The following is an 11,408-nucleotide window of genomic DNA, read 5'->3' as shown; positions in this document are numbered from 1 at the left end:
AAAATGAAAAAGAGCCAAAGGAATAGGCTAAGAGTTAGAAGCCGTAAACGGTGAAATCAAAGCGAACACTCCACATATAGTGCCACCGGAAAGAACGTGAAAGCCACTAACTGAAAGGTGTAAACACGAGCGCCAAAACAGATAAACACCAAAACTTATGACCTTTGATGTCAAACCCGTACTAACGCCCTGTTAAGGTGTGAGCAACGCAACATCGACGCCGCCGCACACCACCTTAAACACTAAAACCAACGCATAACAAAAATGCCACGCGTTGCGAATCACTCTTAAACAGTTTGTTAGTCGCGAGGCACCGAGCGACAATTTTAAGCCGAACTAAACTTTGCGAACAACAAACTTTATGTGCTTTGATGCATTTAAGTCAGGCGTAGTCTCAAAGCAGCTACTCAATGAAACCACTTGGAACATAAAACGTCGTAGAAAACGGACTGACAACACAAAAAAGCGCTTTTGGAAAACCAATCTAACAGTGCGGACTTTCAACAAAGTCACTGAAACCACGTGGAACTTACAACACCAGAGAAGACAGATTTTCAGCGAGTAGATCTGCTTTTGAACCAACAAACTCACCGGGCAGAGTTGCAACCAAGGACAGACGCTCGATTGACCTGTACTGTCAGCACCCAAGAACAAAAAAAACCGCTGGGACACTTGCAAAACTTTGGACTTAAAACAGCTGAAACAGAGTTTTGACCATCGATGAAGACCCTGTATAACAAACAATCATCAGCCAAAATTTAAGCTTAGAAAAATGATTTTGATTGCTAGCTTTTTCTGGCGACTAACGCCCAATTAAGGTGTGAAGCACGCAATGACCAAGCCAACGCATAGCACTTCAACACCAAAAGCCACCGCATGCTAAAAATGCCACGCGTGCTGAATCACTCTTAAATTGTTTGTTATGTGCGAACAAGTCGCATTGGAACAAACCTTACGCCATCAACATTTTGCTCACCTTCTGTGGCAATAAAACCTTGAGACTCATAAAAGTTTAGCGCGTTAACAGACGCCCTCAATCTTACTTCACTGGACTCAGTAAGTGATAACAAATTGTCTAGCAACAGTTTGCCTAACCCTTTGTTTTGAAACTTAGTGTCAATGAAAAGATGAGTAATGTAATCATTTTCTCTCAACGCAGCAAAACCAATGACTTTGCTGTTTTCTATCAGCTTAAGGTTTTGAAACTTTGATTTATCAAATGTAGTTTCAACATCAGACCGCACTTTTGAAGAAAACATCGCCTGCCCTTCATTGCTGAAATGAGGGAGTATGTCTTTGTCGACAACGCGCTTAACCAAGTCAACCACTTGGAGAAAGTCAGATTCTTGAGTTTCTTCGATTCTCACGTTTATCTCCCTAGCACATAACGCCCTGCTAAGGGGTGAGCAACGCAATACCGATGCCGCTGCATACCACCTTAATCACTAAAATCAACGCATAGTAAAAATGCCACGCGTTGCGAATCCCTCTTGAGCAGTTTGTTAGTCGCGAGGCACCGAGCGACAATTTTAAGCCGAACCAAACTTTGCGAACAACAAACTTTATGTGCTTTGATGCACTTTAGTCAGGCGTAGTCTCAAAGCGGCTATTCAATGAAACCACTTGGAACAAACAACGCCGCAGAAAACGAACTGACAACACCAAAAAGCGCTTTTGGAAAGCCAATCTCACAATGCGGACTTTCAACAAAGTCACTGAAACCACGTGGAACTTACAACACCAGAGAAAACGTCATTTCAGCGAGTAAATCTGCTTTTGTAACAACAAACTCAACGAGCGGAGTTGCAATCAAAAACAAACTCTCGATTGCCCTGCTCTGTCAGCACCAAAGAACAAAACAACCGCGAGGACACTTGCAAAACTTTGGACTTAAAACAGCTGAAAATGAGTTTGGACCAACGACGATGAACCTGTGAGCCGAACAATCAGCAGCCAAATTTTGAGCTTAGAAACATGATTTTGATTGCTAGCTTTTTCTGGCGACTAACGCCCGCTTAAGTGGTGAGCAACATTACCATGACACTCAATTATTGCACCGAAGACACAAAAGCCAAATCAAACCAAAACCGCCGAGCGTTGCGAATCCGCCTTAAAGCGTTTGTTAAGCTGCTGGTTGGCGTGACTTCTGCTCTACGCATGCGAACTGGAGGTTTGCTATCAACATATTAGATGCTCGTTTGTAGCTGATCATTGCCAGCAAAGCGAACACGGTAAACAAAATTACGTACATGAAGCCTTCAAAGCTACTTTTTAGGAATGTTTCGTCTATTGGTTTATCCGATAATCTTAGAAAACGTAGTTGAAAGTTAAAGGCTAATAGATAAAGCCCCCAAAAGGCACCGATTATCCATTTATAAAACTTTACTCGAGCCTCAATACGCTTCTCGACTTTTTCAAGATTACTTTCTAAGAGTTCTATGTCTGACTCAGATTTAACCCCATTCTCATCAAGTATATCGACGATTTTATTTACACTAACTTCTGTTGCTCCATAGAACGCATAGGTACTAGGCGTCAAAAAGGTCGTTAGTAACAAGACTCCCCATATGCAGATGTTGGTTAGTATGAGAAATATCTCTCGAGGCATCTCTATTTTTGATGAAAAAAGAGCTAATACAACAAGTGCAGCAAAACTACAGAAAGACCATACAGCCATAGGTTTTGTGAAGTCCCCAAAGCCGATTTTTAAATAAACCAAAGGGTATACAAAAAAACGCTGGGCTGGTTTTAACAAACTTCGATTTATTGAGAATCCTAGTAAGGCGGATTCCGAAGCTTCTAATATTTCTTTTGTTTTTATAAACATATCTACAAGTTCCATTGCAGCTTAACGCCCAATTAAGGGGTGAACAACGCCTCCACCCAAACCTAAAGCAATGTGCCATAAACACTAAAACTGAAGTAGAAGCAAAAGTGCCAAGCGTTGTGAATCCCTCTTAAATTGCTTGTTATGTTTACTCTACGACGGCCCCTTCAACTTTCCTTACCTTGGAGCAAGTCCCGTCATCTCTATAATTGGCACACTCCCAAAAAACATCTCTCCAGATGACTTTTTCAGGATTCCAGGCTCTATTTTTGTTAAATACGCAAGTGCATGGAACTTCATCTTTATTACCGGATTTGAGAGCGGTTTCTAAACTAGCTTTTGCTTCCTCATACGCTTTTTTGGCTCGATCATATTCTTGCTTTTTGATCTCTACATTCTTGCGCAGTTGACTGACATCTGAGCTTTGCTCTACTGCAAAGGCAGTCGATGAGAGAAAAACCAACAACATTATCATTAACTTATGTAAAATCATGTTTAGTCTCCGTAAACATAACGCCGCGTTAAGGGGTGAACAACGCAATGCCACCTAACTTAACTCATTGCGCCATAAACACAAAAGCTAAGCTTTGAACCGAAACTGCCAAGCGTTGAGAATCCCTCTTGAACGCTTTGTTAGGCTAATTTACCAAATGCCTCTGATTTCTAGCGTTGATACTTGTTGAAGTAAAAGACTAAAGCCTAGCAACAAAAACAAGCTTGAGATTAAACTTATAGCAATTGTACCTTTTAAAGACTCTCTAGGTTGTTGAAATAACTTCCTTTCCATTATCTTGGTATTAACCCAAAAAAGATACACAGCCAAAATACTAAATGCAGCACCTAAAATAATCATAAAAATATCAGCGTTAGGACGAATAACCGTCCAAACACCTACGTACAGAATAACGCCACAGTATATATAGTTACGAATACCATCAAACAGTGACTTTACTTTGTCATCATTTTCATACCATTTGCTCAATGCTTCCTCCTTTAGCCTAACGCCCAATTAAGTAGTGAGCAACGCGACCACCACACTTAAACCATTGTGCCGTAAACACTAAAACCAATTCAAACCCAAAATGCCAAGCGTTGCGAATCTGCTTAAATTGCTTGTTAGATTTGTACTTTTTAGTTTCCCGTCACCTAAAATCCACACCATTTAAGGCGACGACCAGAAATAGCAAAAATCCCCCGAAACTGATTGGTAAGAGCGCTATTAACCACAACACCACATGGCTCAGCTTTATAAGAAACGTGTTGCCTCGCTGCCCTCGAGTTGCTTTGCGAAACTTAGTTGCAGCAGTTAAGGAGCCAACACACCACAGTAGGATAAGCGCCATAATTTGAAAATCACTTCCTCTAGAAAAGGCATGTTCTACTGCAAGAAACAGTATTGCATGCATCGCAAGAGTGATGATTAAAATTGCTTTGATTCTATTCATATTTCTAGAAAAATCTAACGCCGCGTTAAGGTGTGACAAGCGTTTGCCACACTTGAGCGAAGCGAAACCGGCAAGCGTTTGGAATCACTCTTAAACGCTTTGTTATGTGTTTAGCTCTTAGCTTGTTCCGGAAGCCTTTCGTAACTAGGTACATCGCACAATTTCATAGACCATTTAGCGCTACTACCAACAAAAATTTTAGCAGTAGGCGGAATTGGAACTGGACTATCGAGGCTACCAGCCGGAACCACTACGCTGTTAATACTTTCTGCAAACGTTGGGATTGCAGACCCGCATTTTGAACAAAAGCTTTTTGCATGAAATGAATTTGGATGCTTATACGTTCTGACATCACTTTCACCTTTTAACCAAGTTAAGGTGCCAGCTTTAGCAAACAAATTTGCACCATGAGCCGAGCCTGTACCCTTTTGACAACGAGTACAATGGCATAAAAAGAAAGACTGGAACTCACCTAAAAGCTCATACTTCACACTACCACAAAGGCATGAACCTCGATGTTTATTCGCCATAAAAGCCTCCTTTCTTTCGATTACACATAACGCCGCGTTAAGGGGTGCCGGCACGCAATACAAAAGCTACCGCATAGCGCCATAAACACTGAACCCAACGCATATTAAAAATGCCACGCGTGCCAAATCCCTCTTAAACGCTTTGTTATACGCATGGACGTTTAAGCCAAAATTCTACGACAAGCCCTACTTTGAAACCATGATCTTTATGTGCTTTGATGCATTTAAGTCAAGCTTAGACTTACAGCGACTTGCCACTGAAACCACTTGGAGCAGACCGCGCCGCAGAAAACGGACTAGCAACACCAAAAAGTACTTTTGGAAAGACAATTTCACAATGAGGTCTTTCCACAAACTCACTGGAACCACGTGAACTCACCACGCCAGAGAAAGCGCACTTTCAGCAAGTAAATCGGCTTTTAGAAAGGCAAAATCACAGAGCTGAATTTCAGCCAAAAGCTCAGCCTGGGCTGACCCAAAACAATCATCACCAAAGAAGAAAACCATCGATAAACGGCAGGCCAACACTGAGCCAAGAACTAAGGAAAATTAAGATTGAAACCGGGATTTCTGGACACCCAAACACCAAAACTCAGCGCTGAAAACTGCAATTTTTGACCTGAATTTTTAGGCTTTCTTCATATAGCGTATAACGCCCTGTTAAGGGGTGAGCAACGCAATACCGAAGCCACTGCAAACCACCTTAAACACTAAACTTAACGCATAGTAAAAATGCCACGCGTTGCGAATCCCTCTTGAACAGTTTGTTAAGCGACTTGTACAACGCCAAAAACCAGAAAAGAAATGACCCCAAGAACAAACATTAACAATTGCGTAGCTGTCGAATAGTGCGACCACTTATCATAGCTTTTCAAAGAGTTGATTGTTTGCGATGTTAAATCAAGTACAGCTTCATCAAGAGCTCCCGTTAGTTTTTTCTTATTTTCTTGGGGACCTATAGCCCTAAGCCTTTCCCCGATAATGCCTTTACTATTGAAGAAAAGAACCTTATAGGAGTTAAGGTGGTAAGAACACCAGAGACTTAATACAGCCGCAATAATCGATAATACGAAAAAGCCCCAAGAGGCAATTAACGCTTGATAGCAAACCATTTCTTCTTTACCCGGACCTATTAACGAACCAGAGAATGAGATAGTACCTACTAGTACTGCACTAGTAATCGTGAGTAATGCTTTACAAACATCTATCCTTGTATCCCAAAATGAGCTATGAATTGACTCCATTTTTTCAGCAGTGTCTGTCACTGTCTTACTTACGACTGGCTTTACTCTTTCAACATCGACTTCTATCATATTTCACCCTTGTCGCTTAACGCCGCATTAAGGGGTGAACAACGCATTCCACCCAAACTAAACCATTGTGCCGTAAACACTAAAGCCGATTAAAACCAAAACTGCCAAGCGTTGTGAATCCCTCTTGAATGCTTTGTTAGTTGGTGGAGTTTAACGCGTTCTGAAGACCTTTCCAGTCTTTGCACCCAAGATAAACATTTTTACCACTAGTCAGTGTTAACTTAAGAGCTTTACCCACAGAAGCATTGTACAGCCAGCCATCTTTTAACATACGGATCCCTATACCTTGATACCACTTAGTCTCATAAAGTGAAGTCTGTACAATGTCAGGCAGTTCCACTTCTTTGAACAAGTAACAATAACTGAGTCAGTGACAACATGGTCTCGCACCCAAGCGAGGAGAAATGAGGCTACACCTTTACCACGAGCTGACGGTCTAGTTTCGTAGCCAACATGCCCAATGACATTTTCTACGTTGGCATTAGTACCTTTACGAACTCGAATAGCGCCTAAGATTTCAGAGTCAGATACGCAATAATAAGTTGTGCTGGGTAAGTAACCGTTTGGTAACTCAGAAGTTGCCTTAGAACGTTCAACCAAACCTGATAAATAAGCTTCAGGATCTCGCTCAACGCCGGAATATTTAGGAATGCCCGACTCCAAACATTCTTTCGCGTAACTTGCTAATATTGGAGCTAGATCTGAACTCGCTTCTACTACTTCCATGTCAATTTTCCTCAAAAGCACATAACGCCCTGTTAAGGTGTGAGCAACGCAATACCGATGCTGCCGCATACCACCTTAAACACTAAAACCAACGCATAGTAAAAATGCCACGCGTTGCGAATCACTCTTAAACAGATTGTTAGGCGTCTTATTTTATTTGGTTATCGTAAGAATCAATCTCATTCAATGCACTTTCTAGCTCGCGAAACCTGTAGAGAAGTAAATCAGGGCACATTTTCGTTAAAGTGACAACATGTTCAATACAGCTATGTGGAGGGTTTTCAGTAGATTTTTGAGCTTCAGAAATCACCATATCTAATACGGCTAAGCTGAGAGGTAAATAAACATTTTTTAGGGCACCAAATGTAATTTCTAAGTCCTTTTTGCCTACCTCCTCCCGACAACGGTTTAGTGCTGCTGAACTAACATTAGCGAACTGAGACAGATCATAGCCTGCTTCCGTAAGAGTTGATTCGTCACAATCTAAATCAACCAAATGGCCAACAGATAGTTTTATAATTCTCTGTTCAAAGTGATTCTCTTTAGTTTGTTCAGCTGTATTTAGCCAACCGATGACGGCAATAGTAAATAAAGCTGTAGCAAACATTAGGGTCCCACTACCTTTAACTTTATGTAGTGTCATGTAATCTTATCCTCCAATAATATATTTCAAATTTTACAGACAATTCGGATGCCTAACGCCCTGTTAAGGGGTGAGCAACGCAATACAAAAGCCACTGCAAACCACCTTAATCACTAAAACTAACGCATAGTATAAATGCCACGCGTTGCGAATCCCTCTTGAACAGTTTGTTATGTGCGAACTTCTAGCTTGTAGATGACTGCTCAGCAACACTAACTTTAGGCTCTTTCTCTGGCGTCGACCATTTGATGATTGCTCTAAGGTTCATTGAGAAAAAGATGATATTTGCAATTATCATTGCCACACTGCCAGTAAGATAACCAACTGCTACCCAACTAGTGTTACCGCACATCATTAAAATAAAACCGATTTTGTTCTTATTTCCAATTTGCCAAATTGCAAGAAACGTAAGTACCATTGCAACCCAGTCGATTCCATAGTACTGAAAATACTCCATTTTTCCTCCAAGCACATAACGCCGCATTAAGTGGTGAGCAACACAGACCACTGAACCTAAAGCATTGTGCCGTAAACACTAAAGTTGAAGCAAACCAAAAATGCCGAGCGTTGGGAATTCGTCTTAAATGCTTTGTTAGGTATGTTGTTTCAGGTTTTGCCCAAAAACAAACAAGAACATTTCAACTTGTTCGGCTAAGCAACCTGTGGACTTCGCAAAATCACTCGCTACCTTTAGATACTCCGGATATAGCACCGGAGCATTGGTATAAGTTATTTTCCTAATACACTGAAACTCTCTATACAATTCGGTCTTGATAGCTTGAATAACCCGAACATCTAGAATAAGTGCTTTATTCCCCTCAACTTCACCACCAATAAAATAAAGAAACTTTGAGTATGTAGATAAACCTAACCCATCAATAGCTTTGACTTGATCGTAATGGGATTCCCAATCATCAATTCCTTTTGCTGCATACTTCAACAAGCTAGTGATGACATCTAGTTGACCCAGAACCTTTAAAAAGTTATTCCCTCTCATCCCTGAGGAGTAACCCCACATGATTGTAGCTATCACTAATTTTTTGTAATTTTGACTACCCGCAATCTTTTTAAGGTCCTGCCTACGCAAGTTTAATTCGGATTTTCCACCAAACAAAGATGTGATAATTTTCCAAACTTCTGGGTTTTCATCTTTATATTTTAGCCAAGTCGATAACTTCGTTGAGATCGCATGATCTTCAACTGGTAGCTGACGAATTAGGGCTTCGTAATTTTTCACAAGTACCTCTAAATACCTAACGCCCGCTTAAGTGGTGAGCAACGCAATGCGATGCTTCCGCACACCACCTAAATCACAAAATTTACCGCAAACCACAAATGCCACGCGTTGCGAATCCGTCTTGAAGCGTTTGTTATGCCTATATTGTGCTCAGTTCACTTCGCATTTGCTCTCTCAGAATTTGTGACTTTTTCTTTGTTATCTCACCAAGCTCATTTAATTTGTCTTGATTAGAGCGCGCTAATTCTTGATCGCCATATAACGCGATATTAGCAATATCCCGAATCATCTTTTCTGAATGTTCGAACAGTTTATCGTACAACTCCTGCAATTCATCGAGAGTTGATGCAACGCTGTCACTGGCGGTTAACCTCAGTGAGTTGGTCTGAGAACGCATAACCTGAACTTCGTCAAAGCCATCTCTTGTTAGTTTTCCTATATCTTCAGAAAATTTTGATGTGGCTGCAGCTGCAGCTACTTGATCCCCCATAGCGTTTGCTCTTAAGTAGGAGGCGTTGAATTCATTGATAATTGGTAATACGATTTCATGGTAATCATTTCTATGTCGATTATGAATTTCGTCAATGTTTTTGAAATAGTTCTCATACTGATTTGACTTCATCTCGAAAACTTTTTTGCGTCTTTCAAGGTCCAAGTCCAATGACTGCTTAAGTTGAACTAACTCTTTGTCATGCCTCTTTTTATTTATGTATAAAAAGAATACCCATAGAAAGTTCACAATACCGAACACCCAAGCGTAATACTCAGGTTGCTCAGAAATCATTCTGAATATAGCTTCCACATTTGACTCCATCTATAGGTATAACGCCCTGTTAAGGGGTGAGCAACGCAATACCGAAGCCCCTGCATACCACCTTAAACACTAAAACTAACGCATAGTAAAAATGCCACGCGTTGCGAATCACTCTTAAACAGTTTGTTATGCATTTTTATTCACACGCATATAGAGCAGAACAAACAGCATCCACCCACAGATATTTCTTTTTCCCTACCTTAACACCCTGCTCTTCAGCCCAACCTAAAGACAACTCATAGATTGTGTCTAAATCTTCTTTCATTGAGCTATATATATCACGCCAAATTTTATAGTGCATTTCAGAGGATGTATCATCGAAGCGGTACAAAGCCAACTCTTCATTAGCTATTTGCCAGTTCCCATGATGCTTCACGACTAAATGACACCAAATAGTCCTGACATTACCCACCCAAAGTCTCTTAGGTTGAAGCATACACGCCATTTCAGAGCCAACACCAATTTTTAAATAAGGTAAGTTTGATTCGTATATGCTTTTGGCAACTGATCTAGAAGTGATACTTTTTTCGGAAAGTAACTTAGCCAAGTTAAATATGGACTCATAGCTATTATTTTCTAAGATCCTTGGACCTAATTGGTGCTCGTAAGCGCTATAGTTTCCATGTATGTCCGAAAACTCACAATAATCTTTTACTTCATGTTGTTTTAATAGTTTACGTAATTGTTTTGAAACGACTTTTCTCTCTTGATAGTGTTGTTTCACTTCACCAAGATCTATATCAAACTCTGAAAACAAATTCTTCACTCGATTTTCCTCGAAAATGCATAACGCGCAGTTAAGGTGTGAGAGACGCAGATCCACCCTAACCTAAAATAAACTCTGATAAATCCGTGCCTATTTGGGCACTAAAACCCCAATGCGTTTCGAATCGGCTTGAACGTCTTGTTATTCCGCAACTAAAGTCGGCTATGTTTACGCCTAATCTTTTGATATGACGAGAAATTTTCGGTATGCAGGCAAAAATCGAAGCCGAAGTATTTGGCAGCTCACTACCTTAAATCGCTTTAGCGTCACTCTTTAATTGCTGCGCCATATTAAGGTGCGCTTAAAGCGCTTTAAGGCTAGCATGGAAATGACCAATATTCGCCCTTTTCGCCGCTTTTCCACCCTATTACCCCGCCACTTTCACTCTTAGGCTACAACCACGTACATTCAGCCTGAGAGATCCGTTGCGGAAATAACGCCCAATTAAGGGGTGAGTAACGCAACACCGATGTTACCGCAAACCGCCTTAATCACTAAAATTAACGCATAGTAAAAATGCCACGCGTTACGAATCACTCTTAAGCAATTTGTTAGTACATGCGCTACTTCTATTTATGCACTCCAAGATATTGAAAAGTGGCATGATATGAAAGGCTTTGAACACTGAAGTGAGACGGGCAGCTACAAAACTTTACCGTCATTGAGAGATGAAAGTTGGCTAGAAGAAAAACGCACTGAACGCCCCTACTTTCACTCACTTCAAATTAGAAAAGGATTCGATCCTCGCACTTTGATGGCAACACTCAAAGAAAGATAAGATTCACTTAGGAAGTAAAGCTGAAGCGAAAAAGCGCCAAAGAAATAGGCTAAGAGTTAGAAACCGTAAACGGTGAAATCAAAGCGAACACTCCGCATATAGTGCCACCGGAAAGAACGTGAAAGGCACTAACTTTAAGGTGTAAAGACGAGCGCCAAAACAGATAAACACCAAAACTTATAACCTTTGATGTCAAACCCGTACTAACGCCCAATTAAGGTGTGAAGCACGTTACCACAAACTCAAATTGGACACCGTAATCACTGAGTTTGATTCAAACCAAAAATGCCAAGCGTGCTGAATCACTCTTAAATTGTTTGTTAGCAGTG

13 protein-coding genes and 1 pseudogene are annotated in these 11,408 nt (G+C 40.8%); 1 reads left to right on the top strand and 13 read right to left on the bottom strand.

Features of this window, described 5'->3' with window-relative positions:
* Positions 1-920 precede the first annotated feature (920 nt).
* Positions 921-1,367 (bottom strand): GNAT family N-acetyltransferase, encoded by a 447-nt coding sequence (locus CBX98_RS24690; protein ID WP_109170488.1) that lies wholly within the window; start codon positions 1,365-1,367, stop codon positions 921-923.
* A gap of 246 nt (positions 1,368-1,613) precedes the next feature.
* Here CBX98_RS24690 and CBX98_RS24680 point away from each other — a divergent pair, with 246 nt between their 5' ends.
* The gene (locus CBX98_RS24680; RefSeq protein WP_109170487.1) at positions 1,614-1,937 is read left to right on the top strand and encodes a hypothetical protein; all 324 of its coding nucleotides are present in this window, start codon (positions 1,614-1,616) and stop codon (positions 1,935-1,937) included.
* Between the two features lie 185 nt (positions 1,938-2,122).
* Here the strand turns inward: CBX98_RS24680 and CBX98_RS24675 are convergent, their stop codons facing one another.
* The 12 genes and pseudogenes from CBX98_RS24675 to CBX98_RS24590 form a co-directional block, all read right to left on the bottom strand.
* Positions 2,123-2,842: a hypothetical protein gene (locus tag CBX98_RS24675; RefSeq protein WP_109170486.1), complete on the bottom strand. Its 720-nt coding sequence runs from the start codon at positions 2,840-2,842 to the stop codon at positions 2,123-2,125.
* A 133-nt stretch (positions 2,843-2,975) separates the two neighbouring features.
* The gene (locus tag CBX98_RS24670; protein ID WP_109170485.1) at positions 2,976-3,320 is read right to left on the bottom strand and encodes a hypothetical protein; all 345 of its coding nucleotides are present in this window, start codon (positions 3,318-3,320) and stop codon (positions 2,976-2,978) included.
* Positions 3,321-3,470: 150 nt separating this feature from the next.
* Positions 3,471-3,809 carry a hypothetical protein gene (locus tag CBX98_RS24665; RefSeq protein WP_109170484.1) on the bottom strand — a complete coding sequence of 113 codons (339 nt, stop codon included), beginning with the start codon at positions 3,807-3,809 and terminating at the stop codon, positions 3,471-3,473.
* A gap of 573 nt (positions 3,810-4,382) precedes the next feature.
* On the bottom strand, positions 4,383-4,802 hold the full coding sequence (locus tag CBX98_RS24655; RefSeq protein WP_109170482.1) for a GFA family protein: 420 nt from the start codon (positions 4,800-4,802) through the stop codon (positions 4,383-4,385).
* 767 nt (positions 4,803-5,569) lie between these two features.
* Complete coding sequence (locus CBX98_RS26325; protein ID WP_029853520.1) at positions 5,570-6,115, bottom strand: hypothetical protein; 546 nt, start codon at positions 6,113-6,115, stop codon at positions 5,570-5,572.
* Between the two features lie 136 nt (positions 6,116-6,251).
* Positions 6,252-6,461: pseudogene (locus tag CBX98_RS26670) on the bottom strand (hypothetical protein); the annotation flags it as partial.
* On the bottom strand, positions 6,395-6,841 hold the full coding sequence (locus tag CBX98_RS24635; RefSeq protein ID WP_242446612.1) for a GNAT family N-acetyltransferase: 447 nt from the start codon (positions 6,839-6,841) through the stop codon (positions 6,395-6,397). The gene CBX98_RS24635 and the pseudogene CBX98_RS26670, both read right to left, overlap by 67 nt.
* A gap of 148 nt (positions 6,842-6,989) precedes the next feature.
* On the bottom strand, positions 6,990-7,484 hold the full coding sequence (locus CBX98_RS24625) for a hypothetical protein (protein WP_109170480.1): 495 nt from the start codon (positions 7,482-7,484) through the stop codon (positions 6,990-6,992).
* Between the two features lie 184 nt (positions 7,485-7,668).
* Positions 7,669-7,941 carry a nicotinamide mononucleotide transporter gene (locus tag CBX98_RS24615; protein ID WP_005462157.1) on the bottom strand — a complete coding sequence of 91 codons (273 nt, stop codon included), beginning with the start codon at positions 7,939-7,941 and terminating at the stop codon, positions 7,669-7,671.
* Positions 7,942-8,076: 135 nt separating this feature from the next.
* Positions 8,077-8,721, bottom strand: a complete 645-nt coding sequence (locus tag CBX98_RS24610) for a hypothetical protein (protein WP_109170479.1) — start codon at positions 8,719-8,721, stop codon at positions 8,077-8,079.
* 139 nt (positions 8,722-8,860) lie between these two features.
* Entirely contained in the window at positions 8,861-9,523 is a 663-nt protein-coding gene (locus CBX98_RS24600) for a hypothetical protein (RefSeq protein WP_109170478.1), read from the bottom strand.
* A 148-nt stretch (positions 9,524-9,671) separates the two neighbouring features.
* Positions 9,672-10,301, bottom strand: coding sequence for a hypothetical protein (locus tag CBX98_RS24590; protein WP_109170476.1), 630 nt, complete (start codon positions 10,299-10,301; stop codon positions 9,672-9,674).
* Between the last annotated feature and the right edge of the window lie 1,107 nt (positions 10,302-11,408).

The sequence above is a fragment of the Vibrio sp. T9 genome (assembly GCF_003123985.1).
Classification (GTDB): Bacteria; Pseudomonadota; Gammaproteobacteria; order Enterobacterales; family Vibrionaceae; genus Vibrio; species Vibrio diabolicus.
The sequence above is the reverse complement of the archived record's forward strand: the minus strand, read 5'-3'. Positions and strand labels throughout refer to the sequence as shown.

What these genes read in the sequence shown, in the direction of transcription:
- CBX98_RS24680 (WP_109170487.1), top strand. Translation starts at nt 1,614, where the DNA reads ATGAAACCACTTGGAACAAACAACGCCGCAGAAAACGAACTGACAACA.
- CBX98_RS24675 (WP_109170486.1), bottom strand. Translation starts at nt 2,842, where the DNA reads ATGGAACTTGTAGATATGTTTATAAAAACAAAAGAAATATTAGAAGCT.
- CBX98_RS24670 (WP_109170485.1), bottom strand. Translation starts at nt 3,320, where the DNA reads ATGATTTTACATAAGTTAATGATAATGTTGTTGGTTTTTCTCTCATCG.
- CBX98_RS24655 (WP_109170482.1), bottom strand. Translation starts at nt 4,802, where the DNA reads ATGGCGAATAAACATCGAGGTTCATGCCTTTGTGGTAGTGTGAAGTAT.
- CBX98_RS26325 (WP_029853520.1), bottom strand. Translation starts at nt 6,115, where the DNA reads ATGATAGAAGTCGATGTTGAAAGAGTAAAGCCAGTCGTAAGTAAGACA.
- CBX98_RS24635 (WP_242446612.1), bottom strand. Translation starts at nt 6,841, where the DNA reads ATGGAAGTAGTAGAAGCGAGTTCAGATCTAGCTCCAATATTAGCAAGT.
- CBX98_RS24625 (WP_109170480.1), bottom strand. Translation starts at nt 7,484, where the DNA reads ATGACACTACATAAAGTTAAAGGTAGTGGGACCCTAATGTTTGCTACA.
- CBX98_RS24615 (WP_005462157.1), bottom strand. Translation starts at nt 7,941, where the DNA reads ATGGAGTATTTTCAGTACTATGGAATCGACTGGGTTGCAATGGTACTT.